This is a genomic window from Okeania sp. SIO1H4 (genome assembly GCF_010672695.1).
Lineage (GTDB): Bacteria > Cyanobacteriota > Cyanobacteriia > Cyanobacteriales > Microcoleaceae > Okeania > Okeania hirsuta.
The window spans coordinates 1-23,071 of record NZ_JAAHGB010000056.1; the positions used below are offsets into that span (position 1 = coordinate 1).

Consider the following 23,071-nt stretch of genomic DNA (forward strand, 5'->3'; position numbering starts at 1 on the left):
AGTAGATGATCAAGGTAATGTAACTTTCACTCCTTCTCCAGGGTTTATAGGAGTTGTGAGTATTCCTTATGTGGCCAATAACCCTAATGGTAACCCTTTAGAACCTGCCAATATTTCTATTGATGTTGTCGGCGACCTAGAGGATGACAGTGCCACAACTCCTATTGATACTCCTGTAACTCTGAATATCGCTGATAACGATACTCCTATAGACCTGACTTCTATTGACCTCAACCCAGAGACTCCAGGAATTCAGACCACCTTAGAAGTAGATGATCAAGGTACTTTTGAAGTAGATGATCAAGGTAATGTAACTTTCACTCCTTCTCCAGGGTTTATAGGAGTTGTGAGTATTCCTTATGTGGCCAATAACCCTAATGGTAACCCTTTAGAACCTGCCAATATTTCTATTGATGTTTTTAATCCTCCGGAACCAACTCCAGAACCAACTCCAGAACCAACTCCAGAACCAACTCCAGAACCAACTCCAGAACCAACTCCAGAACCAACTCCAGAACCAACTCCAGAACCAACTCCAGAACCAACTCCAGAACCAACTCCTATAAATGAAGATCGTTCATGTCCTCCTCCTCCAACTATAGAACTTGTAGATTTACCTATTTTACCCTCTATAGTTATCGACGAAACAAATCTATTTGAAGAGTTATTCTTCGGTACAGAAGCAAGTGAATTGATTAAGATCAGCAACATCAGACAACCTTTTGATGCCTTGGGTGGAAATGACACAGTAGAAGGTGGTGATAGCGATGATATTATTTATGGTGGTGAGGGTGAAGACGTAATTTTTGCTAACCGTGGAGATGATTTTGTTAATGGCAAAGAACAAAAGGATTTTATTAACTCAGGAAAACAAAACGATATAGTTCGTGGTGGTAAGCAAGATGATGTAATCTGGGGTGATATAGGCAACGATCTTGTTCTAGGTGACAAAGATAACGACGTTCTTTGGGGTGGTACCGCTGGTGGTACTGACAAAGACTTTACTGGTAGCGATACTATGAATGGTGGAAGGGGTAATGACTCCCTCAACGGCAACCGTCACAATGATCTGCTCATGGGTGGTAAGGGTAACGATGAAGTCCGTGGTGGAAAAGACTCAGATACTCTTTTCGGACAGGAGGGGAACGATTCACTCATGGGTGAAAATGGTGACGATCAAATTGTTGGTGACCCTAGTTCAAATTTATCAGAAGAGGAAGTAGGAGAAGATTCTGTTTATGGCGGTCGAGGTAACGATGTCATGCAAGGCAGTCGTGGAAACGATGTCATGTACGGTGGTAAACAAGATGATTTCATCTATGGTGGTAAGGATGATGATTCCATGTTTGGCGACCAAGGAGACGATACCTTGTTAGGGGAGGAAGGAGATGACACAATCTATGGTGGCAACAATAGTGTTACTGATCCTGATGTATTAGGAAAGGACTTGATTTCTGGTGGTGCCGGAAATGACTTCCTCAGTGGTAACTATGCTGCAGATACTATCCTTAGTGGTGAAGACAATGATACTTCACGAGGTGGTAAGGGTGATGACTTAATATATGGTCAGCTAGGAGACGACCTCATGTTTGGCGATCAAGATAATGATACTCTCTGTGGCGGTGAAGGTAATGATACTCTCTATGGAGATAACCCCGAACTTGTAGCAGCAGTTGGCACACAAGGCCAGCAAGACGAGTTGTTTGGTGGCACAGGAGACGACCTCATGTTTGGCAATCAAGGTGAGGATCAATTGTTTGGTGAAGATGGTAATGACACAATGTTAGGTGGTGAAGATAACGACAGCTTGTTTGGATCGTCAGGAAATGATTCTCTCCTTGGAGAAGCAGGTGATGACTTCTTGAGTGGTGGGGAAGGTGATGATACTTTCACTGGAGGTAGTGGTGGCGATCGCTTCCTAATCAACCTTAACCAAGGAGCAGATATCATCACCGACTTCGATATCAATCAAGACTTCCTCGTATTAACTGATGGACTGACTACTGATGAACAGAACTTAACAATCAATCCTGTTGGAGACAACATTTCTATTTTCTGGAACGATCAACTTTTAGTTACTCTAGAAAATTTGTCTGCGACCTCAGGGCAAATAGCATCTCGCTTAACTACTCTCAATGATTCCTTTTTCATCTAATAAATGAGAATAGTCTACAACTTCGCATAATTTGAAGTAGGGGTAAGTTGGCAGTATTAAAATGGTAGTCCTGCTCGCGTAATGGTAAATAGGAATAAGCAATTGGTAATGCGGATATCCTGCCCGCGAAGGGAGCAAGATGCTCCCACTACCGTGTCTGGTATAGCGCTGGGCGCAGGGAACAGGCAATAGGGAACTGCTCATTTGGGGGAATAATATCATGTCCGGATAATAGCGTGATAAAAAACCTTTTCCCTTCTAACCTTTTCTTTCCTTCTGCCTCCTGCCTCCTGCCTTCTGCCTTACCTCCTCCAAAGTTTAAGTATTCAACCGGACATGATATAAAAAGCTGATAATATAAGATTTTAGCTATTGGACACCTCCTGCCATTTGTAAATATGCCAGCGCACATTGCTATAAAAAAAATAATTACAATGCACGATCATTACAATGCACCACCAGCTAAAAACTTTTTCACCTCACATTCCGCAGTTTATAGGAGAAATTTTGAATATTTTTCAAGTAAGACGGGGCAAGGTGTTCAATATTTTTTCCATTATCGATTTACATCAAAAATTCCTCCTTTTTAGCCGATCGCATCCATTCAGTTTACTAGAGGATGTGTTGCGAACGCACTCAATATTGCGGTCGTATTTAATTGCTCCCCAACCCACCATTAATATCCCTAGACTATTCAATCATAGAGTTAACAAAGACTTGAGAATAGCCTTGGGGCGTTGGTAATTTTGGCTATGATTGTGCTTTAATGGCAATTGCCTAATACCATTTATCTGTCATAATGCGCTTAATAATTCTTACACAAACCTGAATTTTACTAATAGCTGTTATCTTTTATTAAGCGCAACTTCATGGAGAAATTGTATAACTATTAACTGAAAAGCATTTTATATTTGGCTAAGTTTAGGTTTCATAGCTTGATTCACCAAGGCCAGCAGGGGAGATGGGGAGATAGAATATTAGGGTTTGCACATTATGGAATGATATTGCCAAAAATTAGTTTAGACTTTGAGTAAAAAACCTAATATTAATCATTTTAGCAATTGATTAATCCAAAATCCTGTTCATCAAAAATCTAAAATCATTTGTCACTGTGCAACGCCGAATATTGAAGTAATTGAAGTAATTTATAGAACTATAAACATATACTATATAACCGGATTCTATATTATTGGGTTGTATTAATATTGTAGATTGAATGGCGGTAGTGAAGTCAAAATTATATTGTCCTATATTAAATGAAACTGAATATTTAAGATTTAGTGACTGACAATGACACAATTAATAGTAAATATTGCTTTATAATCTATAATATTAATTTTAAACTATGAAAGAAATAGCACCTTATGGCTCTTGGAAATCTCCCATCACTGCTGATTTGATTGTGGCAGGGACAATTGGACTTAGCAGTCTTGCCATTGATGGTGAGGATGTCTACTGGATCGAGGGACGACCCTCAGAAGGTGGACGGAATGTAATTGTCCGTCACACTCCAGATGGACAGACAACTGACATCACCCCCCCACCTTTTAATGTCCGCACCAGAGTCCATGAATACGGAGGTGGTGCGTTTTTGGTGACAGATGGCAGGATTTATTTTTCTAATTTTGCTGACCAACGTCTCTACTGCCAGACTCCAGATGCAGCTCCTCAACCTTTAACTCCAGAAGCAAACTGCCGTTATGCTGATGCTGTGATGGATAAACAGCGCGATCGCCTAATTTGTATTCAGGAAGATCATACTCAAGGTGGAGAACCTATAAATAGGATAGTTAGCATCAATATCAAAAATAAGGCAGATATTCAGATATTAGTCGAGGGTAATGATTTTTATGCCTCACCACGTCTGAGTCCTGATGGCAAGAGACTTTGTTGGATAAGTTGGAATCATCCTAATATGCCTTGGGATGGTACTGAGTTATGGGTAGCTAAGATTAATGCAAATGGTTTATTAGGTGAAGCTCAATTAGTTGCAGGTGGCAAACAAGAATCAATTTTTCAACCGGAATGGTCGCCAGAAGGTATCTTATATTTTGTTAGCGATCGCTCTAAATGGTGGAATATTTATCGGGTTTCAGGAACTGAAATGGTAAATGTAGAACCATTATATCCTTTAAATGCAGAGTTTGGAATGCCACAATGGGTATTTGGAATGTCTACTTATGGTTTTACAGCAGCAAACAAAATTATTTGCACTTTTACTCAAAATGGAACTTGGCATTTAGCAACTCTTAATGCTACGAAAAAACATCTACAGCAAATAGAAATACCCTATACTTCTATGGGTTCTTTAAAAGTTAAAGGAGAGCGAGTTTATTTTCTGGGAAGTTCTCCCACAAAACCCACTGAAATTGTCAATATAAATCTATCTACAGGTGCTATTAATATCTTAAAACGTTCTACAGATTTAGAAATTAATTCAGGTTATTTATCTATTCCTCAATCAATAGAATTTCCTACTGAAAATGGGAATACTGCTTATGGTTTATTTTACCCACCAACTAATCAAGATTACACAGAAATAACATCAGAAAAACCACCTCTTTTAGTCAAAAGTCATGGTGGCCCTACGGCAGCAACTTCTAGTAGTTTAAGCTTAAAAATTCAATATTGGACAAGTCGTGGTTTTGCTCTACTTGATGTTAATTATGGAGGCAGCACTGGCTATGGACGAGAGTATCAGCAAAGACTAAAAGATAACTGGGGAATTGTTGATGTTGATGATTGTGTTAATGGCGCTCAATATTTAGCTAAACGGGGTTTAGTTGATAGTAATCGTATGGCTATTTCTGGTGGTAGTGCAGGAGGTTATACTACTTTATGTGCGTTAACTTTTAAGGATGTTTTTAAGGCTGGTGCTAGTTATTATGGAGTTAGCAATCTAGAGGCTTTAGCTACAGATACTCATAAATTTGAATCTCGTTATTTAGATGGATTGATTGGTCCTTATCCTGAAAAAAAAGATTTATACAAACAGCGATCGCCTATTAATTTTACTGAGCTTTTGTCTTGTCCTGTAATTTTTTTCCAAGGTTTAGAAGATAAAATTGTGCCACCAAATCAAGCAGAAATAATGTTAGAAGCTTTAAAGCAAAAAGGATTACCAGTGGCTTATGTTGCCTTTCCAGAAGAACAACATGGGTTTCGTCGTTCAGAGAATATTAAACGAGCTTTAGATGGGGAATTTTATTTTTACTCCCGTGTATTTGGATTTACACCTGCTGATAATTTAGAGGAGGTAGAAATTATTAATCTCTAGGAAGAAGAAGATGGTAGGTGGTAGGTTTTAGGTTTTAGGTTGTAGGTAACGACATTTTACCTAATGCAAAATCTTATAGAAGGTGGTAGGTTTTAGGTTTTAGGTTTTAGGTTGTAGGTAACAAGATTTTACCTAATACCAAATCTTGATGAATCTGCATATAAATAGAGTTTCTCAAAGCAAGGCAATGCTTAAGTTTATTATGTGCAACTTCTTGATTAAAGTTATGGAAGAGTATGACAATTACCCAATCACTTCTGACCTCTAACCAAAGGGTAACCTAAGTTTTTCACCTGTTTATTAAAATGGTATTAGATCGTAGGTTATATCATGTCCGGTAGCATCGGTATTGTAAGCGCGAAGGTAAGGAAGAAGGAAGAGGGAAGAAGGCTATTGAGCAAGAAAAAAACCTAAATTTCCTGTAGATATTCACCCTTGGGTTTACACAAACGATTGCCTTCGGGCATGATATAGTATCATGCTTAGTTGAATAATTATAAATCAGTGAAAAGAGATAAATAATGTAAATAATAATAGGGCAGGGAAAAGTTTTTTAACCACTAATTAAGCGGAGATGATATCATTCACTTAAAATCCAAGACTTAACACCTATAGCTTGACTTTAAATATTCTTAAATTTAGACTTCAGGGTTAATTTATGCAGCAAATATTATTGATAACGATAATTTTAAATCTAATAATATGGATATATTTATTAATTTTTAGAGGCAAATTTTGGTTGGCAGATCAACGATTATTACCAATATCAGAAACAGAAATTAGAAAAATTCAATATTGGCCGTCAATTTCTGTGATAATTCCTGCTAGAAATGAAGCAAAATTATTGAGATTGACACTAAAATCCTTATTAAATCAAGACTATCTAGGGAATTTCAAGATTATATTGGTGGACGACAATAGCAAAGATAACACAGCTAATGTTGCGAAACTAATAGCTCAACAAAATGATAGTTTTACTAAGCTAGAAGTAATTTCAGCAGGAAAATTACCTAGTGGTTGGAGTGGAAAACTATGGGCAATTAATCAAGGAATTAATTATGCAAAAAAACAAACCCCAGCCCCAGATTATTTTCTTTTTACTGATGCAGATATTGAACATAGCTCCACAAATATTCGCCAACTTATTATTAAAGCAGAACAGGAAAATTTAGCCTTAGCTTCTTTAATGGTGAAGCTGCAATGCCAAACTTTAGCAGAAGAATTAATGATTCCAGCATTTGTATTTTTTTTCCAAAAATTATATCCATTTAGATGGGTAAATAATCCGCAAAGTTCTACTGCTGCTGCTGCTGGAGGTTGTATATTAATTCGTCACCAAGTTTTAGATGAAATTGGCGGAATAGAAGTTATTAAAAATGCTTTAATAGATGATTGTTCTTTAGCTAAAACAGTTAAACAAAAATCAACCAATAAAAAGATTTGCTTAGGACTAACTTCAGACACCAAAAGTAGACGTTCCTATCCAGATTTATTTAGTATTTGGAGTATGGTTGCTCGTACTGCTTTTACTCAGCTAAATTATTCACCGCTGCTATTAGTAGTAACAGTCATAGGGATGAAATTAATTTATTTAGTTCCCTCATTAGGAATAATTTTAGGAGTAATTTTTAGTTGGTGGGAAATAGTAGCGATCGCTTTATTGGCAAGAATATTAATGTTTTTAGCTTACTTACCTATTGTCAGATTTTATCAACTTTCACCAATCTATGCCATGAGTTTACCAACTGTTGCTTTTATCTATACATTAATTACCATAGATTCAGCTTGGCGACACTGGCGAGGGCGAGGTAGTGATTGGAAAGGGCGAACTTATTCACCAGAAAAATTTCAACAATAAACGTAAGCAATCAGCAGTCAGCTATCAGCAGTCAGCTATCAGTTAGCCTCATTTTGCACAGCATTCCGCAGGAAATGCTTACCACAGATATTAACAGGACTTACGCAAAATATAGCGCTGCGCGCAGGGAACAGGCAATAGGGAACAGCTCATTTGGGGGAATAAAAAGCTGATAATATAAGACTTTTAGCTATTGAACACCTCCTGCAATTTGTAAATATGCCAGCGCACATTGCTATATTAGGTCATACACCATCTGTAGGGGCGATTCGCGTTTGCGGAGCATTCCGTAGGAAATCGCCCTTACTAGATATGGCGGTTCTGCGTAAGTTATGATTAATAATGGTACTTTGAGAAAAAATATGTTAAGAACAGCATCAAACCCTTATATAGTCTAGGTTTTACATTTAACCAACCTTTTTCCTGATATATCTAGGTTTTCCTGCGGAATGCTACGCAAAGAGGCATTTTTAGCCAGAGCAACGTATTTCCCTTACCCCTGCTAGCTTTGAAGGCATTTTCGCTATAAAAAATATCAAAGTACCGATAATTAAATGTTTATAGTGCGGGCATCTTGCCCGCATCGGGGTGTACCTCACGCTTGCTGGAATCTGCTGTCAAAGAATTCTCCAATCGTCATAACTACTAAATCTTTGTGATTCTCTTTCCTTGTTCCTTGTTCCTTGTTCCTTCTTACTTCTTCCTTCTTCAATAAAATTAAATACAATGGTATTAAGTAAATCAGCTATAAACAATGAATAATAACCTACAAAATAAATCTTTTAACCCACAAGATACAGAAACTCTGAAAAAATTGCAGCATCTCAAAACTAAACTTACCAATAATAACTCCCAAGAACAAAGAATAGCTGCTGTTAGAGAAGCACTTAAATTTGGTAAAGAAGGCATCAAACTTGTTGCCCAAATTATTCAAACAGAAACAGGAATAGTGCAATGGACAGCACACAATTTACTCTGGGAAAAAGCCACAGAAAAACAAAAAGAAGAATTATTACAATATCCTCGCTCCGTTGCTTTACCAGAATTAGTTAATCAAGGGATGAAAAAACGTTTAGGACGTGGATTTATCACAGATATAATTCCTTTAAAAAATAATTTAATTCTTGTCTGTAGTGCTGGTGGTGCTACCTTATTTCACATAGGTTTGAGTGACAATATATTATGGGAAATCGACTGTCCTGCTAGGTGTGGTGCGATTAATTCTCATCATAACTTGCTAGCTATAGGAGCAGATCCAAATATCTATTTATGGAATTTACGCACAGGTCAATTATTAGCAGAATTAAAAGGACATATTTCCCCAGTTAATAACGTTGCCTTCTCTCCAGATGGCAAAATATTAGCATCGGGCAGTTGGGATGAAACTATACGCTTATGGGATGTTGCTTCTGGCAAACAAATACAAGTTCTCCAAGAAAATATTAAACGAGTCGAAACAGTTGCTTTTTCCCCAGATGGCAAAATATTAGCATCGGGCAGTTGGGATGAAACTATACGCTTATGGAATGTTGCCACTGGCAAACAAATACGACTGTTGTCAGGGCATCAAGGTCGGGTGACAATGGTTGCTTTCTCCCCAGATGGCAAAATATTAGCATCGGGCAGTTGGGATGAAACTATACGCTTATGGGATGTTACTTCTGGTCAACTACTGCGAGTTTTACAAGGTCATAGTTGTAAAATATATGATGCAGCTTTCTCTCCAGATAGCAAATTATTAGTATCCGCAGGAGATGAAAACAATTTGCGTTTATGGGATGTGACTACAGGAAAACAGTTACAACTAATTACTGGCCATACAAGTTTTGTTAACAGTGTCGCTTTCTCCCCCGATGGCAGTTTATTAATCTCAGGTAGTGGAGATGAAACCGTGCGCTTGTGGAATGTTACCACTGGAGAATTAGTACACCTAATTCAAGGGTTTATGAATAGAGTGGAAAGTATTGCTTTCTCTCCCGACAGCAAAACCTTAGCATCAGGAAGTTGGGATAAAAACATCCGCTTATGGAATACTACTTCTGGGGAACAATTACGCATTCTCAAAGGACATGAAAGTTTAATCGGTAGTTTGGCTTTTTCTCCAGATGGTAAGTTATTAGCATCTGCTAGTGATGATACTAGCGTGCGTTTGTGGAATGCTATTACTGGAAAACAAATACGAGTTTTGACAGGACATACAGATGTAGTTAAAAGTGTAGCTTTTTCTGCCAGTAGCAAGTTATTAGCATCTGGTAGTCGGGAAGAAACATTAATATTATGGGATGTACTTACTGGTAGGAAGTTAGCACTGCTCGCAGGCCATGAAGATTTAGTCTGGAGTGTTGCTTTTTCTGCTGATGGTAAAATGTTGGCATCTGGAAGTGCAGATAAAACAGTCCGGTTATGGCATACTAGCAACGGTAAACCCCTGAAAGTTTTCTCAGGACATACAATGTATGTTAAAACAGTTGCCTTTTCCCCAGATGGTAAATTATTAGCATCTGCTGGTGGAGAGAAAACTATACGGTTGTGGGATATTACCACTGGAAAAATGAGCAGACTGTTAATAGGGCATCAGAGTATAATTAATCGAGTTGCTTTTTCTGCTGATGGCAAAATATTGGCATCTGGAAGTGACGACCAAACTATCCGTTTATGGGATGTTACTACTGGTAAATCCCTAAAAACTTTATTTGGACATACTAATATTGTTAACAGTATTGCGTTTTCTCCAAATGGCAACTTTTTAGCATCTAGTGGTCGCTACGGTGTCGTTCGTTTGTGGCAAGTTAGTTAATTATATCATATCCGGTTGAGTAATTAGATTTTGAAAGTATAAGTATTCAAACGGATATGATATTATCTCAAATCCGTTTAATTGGACATAAAAAATTCTCCAATCGCCATAACTAAGCTCATCTTTCTAATTCTTTCTTCTCCTGACTCCTGAGGACTGACTCCTGATTCCTAAACAGTTAACCTATCTATAACTAGACATCTCCAGAAAAGAGGGAACAGGGAACAAGAAACAGGGAACAGGGAACAGGAAGAAATAATTGATAATTTATGCAAAGCTATTCATTATGACTCGGTGACTTCCTCTCCTGGGAATGGTTAGGAGTGGGTTTACTCCTCAGAAATAACCTAGTTATTTGTAGCAAATATTTATCAAATTGGTATTAGAATTGTTTACAGGAATATAATCGCAAATTTATTCTAAATCTCGAATTGCTTCATCTGAGATACAGCGGTATGTTTTTGATATTTCAATTATAAAAAATAACTTTTTTTCAGGAATTTTTAATCCCAATTTTGGTTATTTCCAAGTGTTATTTTACTACTAAATATTAGATTAAGAGACTATTTTAATTATTATCCAACTGTAACAAGCTTTGCTGAAATACATAATTTACAACAGCAAATAATTTCTCCAAATCTCCAATACTATAACTAATAGTATTCCTAGTAAAAATATCTCCTTTTAATTTACCAAATTCCCAAAATTTACCATTAGAAACAATACCAAAAATAGTTTGTTCTAAATCGTTGTTAATTTTCTGTACTGCTAATAATTCTGCTAAACATTGACCCCATCCTTCTTCAAATTTATCTTGCTTGGCTTCAACTACTAAAAAATAGGGTTTGTCAAAAATCATTCTGCCTAGAGGATTGAGTTTAGTCACAATATAATCTGGTTGTCCTGAAAGTTTTTCATCATAAATTAAAGTTTCGTGGCTCCAAAGCGTCAGTTTCTCATAATAAGATTTCCAGACTTCTTTCAAAAGAGGATAAATTAAATTTTCGCAAATAGCATATTCTGAACCGTATATGGTTCCATGAGAAAGTAGAAATTCTAATTCTTCTCTAAAATTTTGAGGCACTGGAAATTCCAGTTCATTGATAAAATTTGCAGAAATATATTTGATTTGATATTCTTTGGCGACTGCTGCAATATTTTTGTAATTACTGAATGGCATGATTTAATACTCTGTTTTAATTATTCTCTAATTCTAACAAACACTGCTAAAACACATAATTTATAACTGCAAATAATCTCTCCAAGTCTCCCAGAGTATAACTGATAATATTCCAGGTAAAAACATCTCCTTTCAATTTACCAAATTCCCAAAGTTTACCGTTAGAAACCATACCGAAAATAGTTTGTTCTAAATCGTTAAAGAAGAAAAACAACTGTACCTCAACTTGAGAAACGCTATATTAATAGTAAGGGTAATTAAAAGAATCTACAGGAGATGTCCCTTTAACTAAAAAGATAAATTATATTATGTATCTGCTCCGGGGAAGCTACCCTACTGCCTTCCAGGGGAGCTACGCTAACGCATAATTAGTTATAATAAAATTTTTGTTTGTAGTTGGGATTTAGCCCTTTTAATACTAAATCCGCTGATGAAGAGGTACTTACCCTATTCCCAAATCCGATCTATAGCAAAAACTTCAACTTTTTTGAATATCCTATTACTAAACCGGATGTAGTATAAATACTTATGTTAGGGCTAGAGCACAACTACGAGCATAATTAGGGTTTACTGAAAAAGTATGAGTGGTAGGGGTAGGAGACAGGAGACAGGAGACAGGAGACAGGAGACAGGAGAAATTGGAATTTATAGGAGGTAGGAGCTAAGTTTTGTAAGAATGATTTTTCGGCCCAACTATGCGCCTAAAATACGCTCCTTTTTGAGCATAAAGAGGTGAAAAATTTGCACTTTTTTCGACTCCAAAAATTCTTTAGTCTTTATATGTCAATGCTTTTAGATTTAATCAGCAAGCCCTAATTATAACTGTTTTACTGTAAGCGTAGCTCCCCGAAGGGGGCACATGATATTACAGCCTAAAAAATGGTATGAAAACTATTCATTCTGTAGGTTGCCAATGTGGCGGCTTCCCTACCTGACTACTAATAAATAGCCTAGGTATTTGTAGCAAACAGTTGTCAAATTGTTATTGATTTTTTTAGTCACAAAATAAGTTAATAACACCCCTCCCAATCATAGTCAAAACACTTTTTATAAATACTGAAAATTTAATTGAGTTTCTGGCAAAGCACCTTCCATTTTAATCAACCATTCTATTAAATTTTCTAACTGTTTATCAGCACTTAAAACACCTAAACCACGAACTGTTACTTTACCCTTACTAAACACAAAACGAGACTTTAAATGACCTGGTAATTTCTCCTTTAATAAATTCCAAGCTGCTTCCTCCATTGGTGTTTCTAAAACAACGTGTTGTTTCCCTTCTAATTTAATCCGAGAAAAGCCTAATTTTTTGGCAATTTGTTTTAATTCCATCATCCTTAATAACTGTAAAGCAGCTTTCGGAATAGTACCGTAGCGATCGCTCCAATCAATTTCTATTTGACTCAACTCTTCCCGACTATTAGCAGCAGCAACTAACCGATATGCACTCATTTTTTGATCTAAATCTAGAATATAGTCTGCGGGAATGAACGCAGTCAAACTCAAGTCAATTTGCGTATCATCCACCTGGGGAATTTCCTGACCTTTAACCTCACTAATTGCTTCTTGCAACATCTCCGTATACAGATCGAACCCAATGGTATTCACCTGACCAGACTGCTCTGCACCTAAAATATCTCCCGCTCCCCGAATCTCTAAATCTCGCATTGCCAACTGATATCCAGAACCCAACTGGGTAAACTCCTGAATTGCGCGCAACCGTTTTTGGGCATCATCTGTCAGTGCTACCCCACCGGAAGCAGTAGTAGGATAAAATAACCACGCATGAGCTTGCACCCCCGCACGACCAACCCTTCCCCGCAACTGATACAACTGAGACAAACCAAACTTTTGAGCATCCTCTATTAATATCGTGTTGACCCGAGGAATATCCAAACCAGACTCAATAATTGTGGTACAAACCAAAATATCAGCTTCGCCAGCACTAAACGTGAGCATTATTGACTCCAATTCATTAGCATCCATCTGACCGTGACCGATATTAATTCTAGCTCCGGGAATCATTTCTCGTAATTTTCCCGCCAACTCTTCAATACCCTCAATGCGCGGTACAACATAAAAAACTTGCCCTCCTCTATTCAACTCTTGGCGAATTGCAGTGCGAGCAGTTTCCAGATCGTAGGGTGCAAGATGAGTTTTTATCGGACGACGCAATGGGGGTGGAGTCGCAATTAAACTCATTTCCCTAATTCCCGAAAGCGCCATATATAAAGTCCGGGGAATTGGCGTTGCAGTCAATGTCAACACATCTACCTGAGCTTTGAGCGCCTTAATTTTTTCCTTCTGGTTAACACCAAACCGTTGTTCCTCATCCACCACCAACAACCCCAACTCCCGAAAGTTAATCGTTTTGCTTAAAATAGAATGGGTGCCAACAATAATATCCAACTCCCCAGTCGCCAACCTCCGCTGAATTTCTTTCTTTTCATTAGTAGTACGGAAGCGGTTGAGTAAACCTATTTCTATGGGATAAGGTGCAAAACGTTCTTTGAGAGTATGATAATGTTGCTGAGTTAAAACTGTAGTCGGGGCGAGAAATGCTACTTGTTTGTTGGCAGTGACTGCTTTAAAAATTGCCCGAATAGCAACTTCTGTTTTACCAAAACCCACATCACCACAAACCAGGCGATCCATTGCTCGCTCACTTTCCATATCCCGTTTCACATCTTGAGTTGCTTTCAACTGGTCGGGAGTAGGTTGATAGGGAAACGAATCTTCCATTTCTTCTTGCCATGGGGAGTCAGCAGGAAAACTATAACCTGTTTGTTTGGCGCGTTGAGCATAAAGTTTCAGCAGGTCAACGGCTAATTTTTTGATTGACTTGCGGACTTTATTTTTGGTGCTTTCCCAAGTTTTACCCGTCAGTTTATTGAGCTGCGGTTTTTTCTTATCTGTACTTCTCAGTCGCGACAGAGAACTGAGTTGGTCAGCGGCAACTCTGAGCAAACCGTCAGCATATTGAATTGCCAGATAGTCGCGAGTTTCATTATTCAGAGTCAGACTTTCTAATTTGACAAACTTGCCGATACCATGTTGACGGTGAACTACATAATCTCCGGGACGCAGTTTATTGGGGTCTACTTGTTTGGAAGCTGCTTGACGACGTTTGCGAATATAGGTGGGAGTGGCGAGGGTGTGTTGTCCGTAAAATTCTCGGTCGCTAATCAAAACTAACCGGAATGTGGGTAAAACAAATCCTTCTAATTCTGCTAACCCACTATATTTGATGGCAACGGGGGTGTGTTGGGTTTGCAGTCTATCAATGGCGGGGTAGTCCCGGGGGTTGGGGATAAACTGAGCGGGACAGTCGTGTTCCTGGAGTAGGGATACGGACCGCGATGGTTGAGCAGAAATGAGAAATACGGAAAATTTCCGTTCCCTTTCCTGGCGCAGGTTTTCTGCCAGTTTTGCGTATTGGTGTGGCATGACTGGTAAGGGACGACTGGCGAGGTTGAGGGTATATTCGACTGAGCTGGTAATACTGCTATTGCTTTCTTTGGCAAGTTCGGATAAATATAGTCTGGGAAATAATTCTACTTCTGCGAGAGAGTCGGCAAAAGTGCGGTGAATTTTTGGTAATGGTTGGGATGTTTGGTCAGCGTTGAGTTGTTGCCAGTTTTCTTCTACCAGTTCAAACCAGCGATCGCCATGAGCAGCACATTGGTCAGCTTCGTCTATGGCGACTAGGGTATTTTCTGGCAAATAGTCTAAAAGGGAGACAAATTTTGAGTCGGTCATTGACTCTAAGTTTCCCCACCCCCACTGACTAAAGTTTGTGGGAGTGACTACTATTTTGGCAATTTTGTCGAGGGAGCGTTGAGTAGAAGGGTCAAATTCCCGAATTTTTTCGAGTTCGTCGCCAAACCATTCTAGGCGCACTGGTAATTCTGATGCTACGGGAAATATATCTATAATATCCCCTCGGCGACTCCACTGACCCTCGGTTTCTACTAGGGGTACTCTTTCATATCCCATCTGGGCAAGTTTTTCATCTAAAGATATACACTCTAAACCATCAGACTGAGAATGATTTATCTGTGTATCTGTGGCCGATCTCCCTGTCGTGCTGAAGGTTTTGGAGTTGCTGGTAATGCCTGGGTTAAGGGTAAGACAATAGGGTTGAAATTGTTTGATTGTGGGTAGGTGGGGTTGGAGCGATCGCTCTGTTGCAACTACGGCCATTTTTGCTTTATTGCTATCGTTACCATTGTTAGTTGCATTTTCTGGCGCATTCTCACTTAGCAAGTCTGCCAATACTTGCATTTGTCCCCAAATCATTTCTTCGGAGTGGGAGGGTTCGTAGGGTGATGCTTCTGAGGTGGGATAAAAGTGAACTTTCGGCCATCCTATTGCTTCTAACTGTGCCGCCCACCGTCCCGCTTCTTCTAAAGTGGCAGTAACGATAAATAAATTTTGCTGTTGTTGTTGGGCCAGGGTAGATGCAACTAAGCCTTTGGGTAAACGCGGAGCGCCGTTGAGTTGTAGGCATTGGTGTTGTTGGAGTTTGTTTAGGAGTTCGGTTGTTAAGGGCGATCGCCCGAGTAGTTTAAGAATAGAAGATAGTGTCATTTCAGTTATCAGTTATCAGTTATCAGTTATCAGTACCAACCCCTAAAGCATGAGGCAAGAAAATACTGAAGTTTACTTTTTTCTGGCTATTGACCCTATTTTTTGGTCATAAGATTTTTAATTTGATTTTCTAAGCCGGAAGTCAAGAGTCAGCGAAGCTGAAGTCAGGAGTCAGGATTGCAAAATTTAACAATTCATGATTCTACTCTATTCAGATATATCTTGCTACGAGACAACGGGGAGATGGGGAGTGAGGGAGTAGAGGAGCGGAAAAAACTGTCAGTAGGAAAAAAACCGAAATACATCCTCTTTCTTTGACAAGAATTACGCAAAGGTACTATATATAGTAGATAAAAACCATACCATTGTGGTACATATAGTGTTTTTTTCGGCAAAATGCTTAAGTCCTGTTTTAACAAGCTATCAGCTATCAGCTATCAGCTATCAGCTAAAATCGGCGGGTTCGGCGTCCCCCATGCTTATTTGAAAAAGCGCGTGGTGTGCGTGTTCTGGTGGATTAAAATCCCCATCATACGCCTTGAGAGCTGAGGTGCTGAGGTGCTATTTCAATTGGAGCTGAAGTCATTTTTCTCAATTTCAATTAATACCATTACGGTTGCACCAACTGCCATTATATAGAATCCTTATGATATCTTTGCACGCGGTATGTGCTTTTGGCTGCCGTCCTTAGTCGGTGGTGAAGTCAGGAAATTTAGAAATAGAATAGGGGAAAAAGCGGATGCGACCCTGCGACGACGACGGCTCGCTTGCGGAACGCGCATCAAGCAAGTAGAAAAATGCTCCCTATTCCCCTACTCCCTTACTTCTCTCCCTATCTTCTTACCTCCCCTCAAATGAGTTATACCATTTCTCAAAAACTTTTCTACATTTTTACATAGTAGGGGAGTAGGGGAGTATGGGAGTAGGGGAGTGGGTGAGAAGTAAAAAAAAATAATAATTAATATTAAACTGACTCAAATTAGCAAAAAGTTTATTCGGATAGTTTAATTAGTTAATAACTGAAGTGTTACCCAAATATAGCACTAATGCATGGTAATTGGTATTATATAGCAGTCGAAGGAAAGGTGTTTGACAGATCGCTCATCTTGAAACTCAGACAACGCAATATTTTTCCTTCTTCCTTCTGCTATAAAAAATTCTTGATTAGTTCTTTCAATTGGAAACTATACCAGGGCGAAGTGCTATATTTTTTATTCCCTATCTTTTGATTTTGGGTTTAATACCCCACCGTCTACAGGGTGTTTACAATTGGTTGTGGTTTGTAGACGCGGAGCGGCTTGTCGAAGACTATCCCCATCCACTTTTTCTTCCCTCTTCCTTCTTTCTTCTTCCTTCTTCAATCTCTATTCCTTATTCTCTATTATGTTATCAAAATTCCTCAAATTGATTAACTGGAAAAATTTTAATACATTTTTATTATTAACATTTACCTGGATATTTATACCTCTATTTTTGGTAGAAATTGTGATGATTGTTTTGGAGCCTTATCTATTTAAAGGTCTCTATCAGTACGATTCAGATTTAGGATTTAGAGTACGACCTTATATTAATGGTAATAATCAATTTGGTTTTAACGATAGAGATTATCCTTTGCAAAAAGACCAGAATAAATTTCGATTATTAGTGGTTAGCGATTCGTTTAATTGGGCTGGTGGAAAAGAAGGAAATTATACGGCTTTGTTGGAGAAAAATTTTGATAATTATTATGGCAAACAGCAAGTTGATGTGATTAATGTAGGCTATCCAGGAACTCATACTGGGGAGCAGTTAGCTATGTTGAAAAAATACGGGTTGCAATATAATCCGGATTTAGTAGTATTAGGTTTTTTTGTTGGTAATGATTTTCGGGATGCTGACCCAGAAAGAAAACGAATTATTGTCAATGGTATCTATATAGATATAGATAAGGAAGATGAATTAATTATTTTTGGTTATCCGATTATTGGTAAGTCTAGATTATTGATGTTTTTACAGCAGAAATATCAAGTTTACCAGGAATTACAAAGAGCTAAACAGGATTCTGCCCAGTTTAGTAGTTCTCTAGTTGCTAGTTTAAATTTAGCATCAGCTCCAATTATTGAACGGGAAAAGTCACCGGGAATTTTATCTGAAAAAGCTTTTCTGCGGGTAGAAAAAAGTAGGCTCAAATTCTGTAAGATTAGAGATTTACTTGAGGGCAAGCGAGACGATAATATTAACTATATTTTTCAGAGTATTTCAGAAATGCAAGCCTTATTAGAGTCTCGAAATATTCAGTTTGTGGTGGCAATTTATCCCGATGAATATCAAGTTAATGATGAATTGTTGAATGACATTTTTGCGGAATATGATGATTTGAAGCGAGAGTCTTATAATACGACTTGTCAGCAAGAGATTTTGAGGAAATATTTGGAGGCTAATAGTATTCCTTATATAGATATGTTAGATAGATTTAGAAGAGAACAAAAAAATCGTCCTTTATACTTACTTCGGGAACCTCATTGGAATAGTGCTGGAAATTTATTAGCTGCGGATATTTTATTCGATTATTTAGTAAGAGATATCGATAATTTTTTTGAATAAGGAAGATTGCTATGGCAGAAGGAAGAAGGAAGGAAGAAGAAAGAAAGAAGGAAAAAAAAATGGATTGGGACTCAAAACCCAACCAATTGTAAACACCGTGTAGACGGCGCTTTTTTCAACCCAAAATATAAATTAGGCAAATATAATTCTGGAATATATTCTCGATTCCGTTTTGCTTATCGCTGCAATTAACTCTGGAAATAAAATAACTTCAACACACAACTACTAACTTCATTCAAGGTTGTTTGATTCTGAAATGGTTCAATTAAAGAATCACTCAATAATATTTTACCCAATACTCCTAAATTTAGGCCAGAATTAGGAGGATTTGAGACCGGAGAAAAATAAATATCTACCTGTCTAACCTCCCCTGTTACTTCTCGACTAATTTCGACTTTACCAAAAGGTCATTTCAGTTATCAGTTATGAGTTATCAGTTATCAGCACCTCCTGTAATGGGAGGCTACGAAAATACGGAATTCTCTTTTTTTATCTCCTTAAAAGGGGAAGCTATTGACCTGATTTTTTGGTCATTTAATGTTAAGTTTTTATTTGCTAGCTATATCTAGCTGTGAGGGATAGTTTTATAGCAATTATGAAAAAAAATACTAAGTACCTAAGCAAAATTAATTGTATATTTATCCTCTATTTTCTGAACGTTAAATATCTTACTATATCTAAGCTGCAACTATTTTTTATGAAAATTAAAATGCACTGGTTATTTTGTGTACATTCTTCCCTAAAAAATTTTAATTTTTGGCTAAAAAGGAGCTTTTACCATCTTACTTTACAACTTATTTATATCTATAAATTTTTTCTTCTTCCCTCTTCCTTCTTCCCTCTTCCTTCTTCTTTCCTCCATCTTCCTTCTTTAATTACCTGACAAAACAGTAAGATTTTCACCATTTTTATTAACTACATAAGTACCAGGAATTTGATAAAATTTAGCGGTATCTGTATCTAATGCCCAAGCTTTAACATTAATATTTCCTTGAGGAAATTTATGAGTAGACAATACCTTTTGCCATCCTGACTTAAAGTATTTTTGACTATTAAATTCTTTCACCAGATAAGGTCTTGGCATTGTCATATCTGCCACAGCAGAAACAATAGATTCACCTTGAGAATTATCATAACTTAAAACAATGGCATCTACAGGTAAACCCGTATCAGTAAATATTGCCCAACCAGTCCCTAGTAAATTATTCTCACCAATGAATTCTAGCTTCTCAAAAATACCTTCTACTTCTCTCTCATTATTAGTATCTACAAGGTCTTGAATGCGATTAGTTTTAATTAAAGCAGGGTGTAAAAAACCCATTTCTGTTAAGTAACGCGCCCGTTGTCTATGAGATTCAAAGTAGTAATAATCAATCAAATTTTGGCAGTTATCGTGAGTAAAATTAATGAGTAATAAACATCCTTTATATTTCAAGTAATTCTGTCGCCATGATTTCATCTTTTCTATACTGTAGGTAAAATTATGTATTTGCAGAACAGTTATTATGCCGAGAAACCAGCAAATAATTTTTGAGAATAGGCTTCTATTAATTAACAAGTATTCTTTTTTTATCCAATCCTCTCCCACAATAATTGTTAAATGAATTATGGAGATAATGAGATAAGTGGAAAAGGTTGTATATCTTGAGGAAAGTGCTTGTTCTATACCAAATGAAACTCTACCAATGGATGTAACTAAGGCACTAATAACTGTATATGAACCAAGCATAATCCAACCAATGCTTTGAGACCGAATTTGATAGTCTTTAATCTGCCATAGTACATAAGAAGACAAACAAATAAATAGGGTAATAATTATGGAACCAAGAATAATTGAATTATTGAGAGGTTGTATACTGCTACCTATACCAAGAGCAGTACCTATAAATGCTAGAAAATATTGAAATATTTGATCTGGATATTGAATAGATTCTACTGGATTAGGATGAGATAATGGCTTTTGATAATCGTAAAAATATAAGGCTATATTTGCTATAAATCCAATTATCCAGAGGATATATAATTTGATATTTTTTCGTATATCTGAGCAAGATTTTAGTTTGGCTAAAGCTAAAACTGGTAAGACAATTACCCAGGCTAATAAACCATTAGCATAAGAAAAAGTGCTGATGGTTGCCAAGAACATACAAATTAAAAATTTTGCTGTATTATTCAGTTGAGAATAAGCAATTAATATAGAGGTAGTAATACAGACAATGGGAATAAAAACAACTATTTGAATACCCCATAACCAATTTTCATATTGCACTGCAGAAAAAATAAAAATATTAGATACTAATGCTATGGTCAGACTTTTGATTGGGGAAGCATTAATTGTTAATTGGTTTAAAAGATAAATATTTACAGCAACTATACAGGCAAGTAAAAATATGACTAAAATTTCATATCTAATATTCCATTTTGTCAAAAATGCTAAGGAGATAAAAATTAGTCTGGGGAAAAATTTTCTGCTTTCATTATGCTGTGCCATTAAATCGTTGAAAGACAAAGTTCCTACATTAACTTTTTCAAAGACAGCAGCAATTTGCCATTGGTCTTGAATCGGTACATTCAAACTATACTTAAGAATAAGAATTCCTAGAACTATAGCTGGAATTATCGCCAAACATAAATTTATTCCTAAAACTAATTTAGAATGAGTACGTTGCATATTTATCAAAAAAAAGGGAACAGTTCAATAATTGATAATGGATAATTAATAATTACCTCTCCCTAAAAGGAAGAGGATTGAATAAAAGGAAAATTTTTTCTCTCTTGGTCAATTGGATATGGCTATGTTCCCTCAGCATCCCATCCTTCGGGGAGCTGCGCTAACTACCGCTTGTTTCTCTTTTAAAGGAGAGACTTTAAACCTTAATTATTCGGTAACAGGGAATAGGGAATAGGGAATGGAGAATGGAGAAAAATTATACTCAAATTTAATTTTCCAAATTGCCAAGTCTAAACCTCCCCTATAGCGCTTATCTATATAGATAGAAAAAGTTAATTTAGAGAGATATTTTTAAACTGGTGTTATATTAACATTTTAGCGATCGCTAATCTAGATTAATTGTATTTAATCCAGTCAAAACATTCCATATTTATCAAAAAAGGGGATAGACAATAGTGAATGGGGAATGGGAAATTTTATACTCAAATTTAATTTTCCAGATTGCCAAATTCAAACCTCCCATATCGCGCTTATCTATCTAGAAAAAGTTAATTTATAGGTATTTTTTTTACTGGTGTTATATTAACATCTTAGCGATCGCTAATCTAGATTAACTGTACTTAATCCAATCAAAACATTCATCCTAGAAAATTTAATTTTAATAATGAAAAAAATTTTTTCTATCCTCCGTCAAACAGCAATTATATCTTTAATAACTTTTGGCTTAACAGAAGTCACATTCAGAATTTATCACAAAATTAATCCATCTTTTATGTTCTACGACCCCTCATCTTATAATCGTTGGCGTGGGAAACCATTATCTACAGATTATGACTTCCAATTAAATTCTCGGGGATTTAAAGATGTAGAATTTAGCAAACAAAAAGCAGAAGGTACATACAGAATTTTGGGTATAGGTGATTCTTTTGCTTATGGAGGTATTCCCTACAAACATAATTTTCTAACTCTATTGGAGTCAAAACTTAATCAAGATAGTCAGCAGCCAATAGAATTAATTAATATGGGTATAATTGCTATTGGGCCGAAAGATTATTTATCCCTATTAGTCAATGAAGGATTAGAATTAAATCCTGATATGGTATTGTTATCTTTTTACGTCGGAAATGACTTTTCTGATAACTATAAATCACAACAAGACCGGAGATTACTTAAAGTTCAAGATTCTTACGTTTTCTCATTTTTTGATTTCCTAATTAAGGTGAATAGTAAGTTTGAAGGTAATCTTTATCATCATAATATAGAGTATCGAGAAGATTTACCTACTGTACCGGATGACTTTCATCTGGAAGAGGCAAAAAAGAGGAGTTATATTTTTCTCAAAAATCCTGAAGAAACTGAATTTCAAGAACATTTTAATGATGCTTTGGGCGACTTATTAAAAATCAAAGAAATCTGCGATCGCAGAAATATTACTTTAGTCGTAGTCTTAATGCCTGATGAAGTACAAGTTATCAAAGAATTAAGAGATAAAGTAGTTGCTAGTTATAATTTTACTCCCAATAAATTTGATTTTCGACACCCTAACAAATTATTATCTCAAGCACTTGTCAAAAATAATATATATTATCTTGACATTGTTGAAGAATTTGTGACTGCGGGGACTCAAATTCCTCTCTACAAACCTAACGATATTCATTGGAATATTGCTGGTAATAGATTAGCTGCTGAAGTAATAGATAAGTATCTCTCTGAAGAATTTTTTCAGTAGATATAGCAATTCGCCCATTGGTTGTGAAATTTTTGATAATAGACATCTCCAAAAATCAAAAATAAAATCAATTATTATCCATAAATTATCAATTACTTCTCCCTGTTCCCTGTTCCCTATTGCCTCTTTTCTGGAGAGGTCTAATAGTTAATTTGAACTGAAAACATGAGTAAATTCTGACTCCTGACTCCTAAGTGCCATCAAAATATTACAACCCAAATAAGGTTAGGA

The 23,071-nt window shown here is 36.7% G+C and carries 12 protein-coding genes; 7 read left to right on the forward strand and 5 right to left on the reverse strand.

The window, feature by feature from the left end; genetic code table 11:
- The 4 genes from F6K06_RS25685 to F6K06_RS25700 form a co-directional block, all read left to right on the forward strand.
- Positions 1 to 2,155, forward strand: a 2,155-nt coding sequence (locus F6K06_RS25685; RefSeq protein ID WP_287244196.1) for an Ig-like domain-containing protein, incomplete at its 5' end; no start/stop codon positions are given.
- A gap of 1,345 nt (positions 2,156 to 3,500) precedes the next feature.
- Positions 3,501 to 5,432 carry a S9 family peptidase gene (locus F6K06_RS25690; protein WP_287244198.1) on the forward strand — a complete coding sequence of 644 codons (1,932 nt, stop codon included), beginning with the start codon at positions 3,501 to 3,503 and terminating at the stop codon, positions 5,430 to 5,432.
- 658 nt (positions 5,433 to 6,090) lie between these two features.
- Positions 6,091 to 7,290: a glycosyltransferase gene (locus tag F6K06_RS25695; RefSeq protein WP_124144236.1), complete on the forward strand. Its 1,200-nt coding sequence runs from the start codon at positions 6,091 to 6,093 to the stop codon at positions 7,288 to 7,290.
- A 754-nt stretch (positions 7,291 to 8,044) separates the two neighbouring features.
- Positions 8,045 to 10,087 carry a WD40 repeat domain-containing protein gene (locus F6K06_RS25700; RefSeq protein ID WP_287244201.1) on the forward strand — a complete coding sequence of 681 codons (2,043 nt, stop codon included), beginning with the start codon at positions 8,045 to 8,047 and terminating at the stop codon, positions 10,085 to 10,087.
- Between the two features lie 568 nt (positions 10,088 to 10,655).
- Here the strand turns inward: F6K06_RS25700 and F6K06_RS25705 are convergent.
- From F6K06_RS25705 to F6K06_RS25720, 4 genes are all read right to left on the reverse strand, one after another.
- Entirely contained in the window at positions 10,656 to 11,267 is a 612-nt protein-coding gene (locus tag F6K06_RS25705; protein WP_124143381.1) for a hypothetical protein, read from the reverse strand.
- A gap of 46 nt (positions 11,268 to 11,313) precedes the next feature.
- The gene (locus F6K06_RS25710) at positions 11,314 to 11,439 is read right to left on the reverse strand and encodes a hypothetical protein (RefSeq protein ID WP_275670284.1); all 126 of its coding nucleotides are present in this window, start codon (positions 11,437 to 11,439) and stop codon (positions 11,314 to 11,316) included.
- Positions 11,440 to 12,314: 875 nt separating this feature from the next.
- Positions 12,315 to 15,857 carry a transcription-repair coupling factor gene (gene mfd, locus F6K06_RS25715; RefSeq protein ID WP_287244205.1) on the reverse strand — a complete coding sequence of 1,181 codons (3,543 nt, stop codon included), beginning with the start codon at positions 15,855 to 15,857 and terminating at the stop codon, positions 12,315 to 12,317.
- 1,211 nt (positions 15,858 to 17,068) lie between these two features.
- Complete coding sequence (locus F6K06_RS25720; RefSeq protein WP_161564620.1) at positions 17,069 to 17,218, reverse strand: hypothetical protein; 150 nt, start codon at positions 17,216 to 17,218, stop codon at positions 17,069 to 17,071.
- A gap of 22 nt (positions 17,219 to 17,240) precedes the next feature.
- Here F6K06_RS25720 and F6K06_RS25725 point away from each other — a divergent pair, with 22 nt between their 5' ends.
- Together F6K06_RS25725 and F6K06_RS25730 are read left to right on the forward strand one after the other, a co-directional pair.
- On the forward strand, positions 17,241 to 18,440 hold the full coding sequence (locus tag F6K06_RS25725) for a hypothetical protein (RefSeq protein ID WP_124146018.1): 1,200 nt from the start codon (positions 17,241 to 17,243) through the stop codon (positions 18,438 to 18,440).
- Between the two features lie 6 nt (positions 18,441 to 18,446).
- Complete coding sequence (locus tag F6K06_RS25730) at positions 18,447 to 18,632, forward strand: hypothetical protein (RefSeq protein ID WP_124146019.1); 186 nt, start codon at positions 18,447 to 18,449, stop codon at positions 18,630 to 18,632.
- A 679-nt stretch (positions 18,633 to 19,311) separates the two neighbouring features.
- Here the strand turns inward: F6K06_RS25730 and F6K06_RS25735 are convergent.
- The gene (locus tag F6K06_RS25735; protein ID WP_124146020.1) at positions 19,312 to 21,111 is read right to left on the reverse strand and encodes a hypothetical protein; all 1,800 of its coding nucleotides are present in this window, start codon (positions 21,109 to 21,111) and stop codon (positions 19,312 to 19,314) included.
- A 664-nt stretch (positions 21,112 to 21,775) separates the two neighbouring features.
- Between F6K06_RS25735 and F6K06_RS25740 the strand changes: the two genes are divergently transcribed.
- Entirely contained in the window at positions 21,776 to 22,840 is a 1,065-nt protein-coding gene (locus F6K06_RS25740; RefSeq protein WP_240039070.1) for a hypothetical protein, read from the forward strand.
- Positions 22,841 to 23,071: the final 231 nt, after the last annotated feature.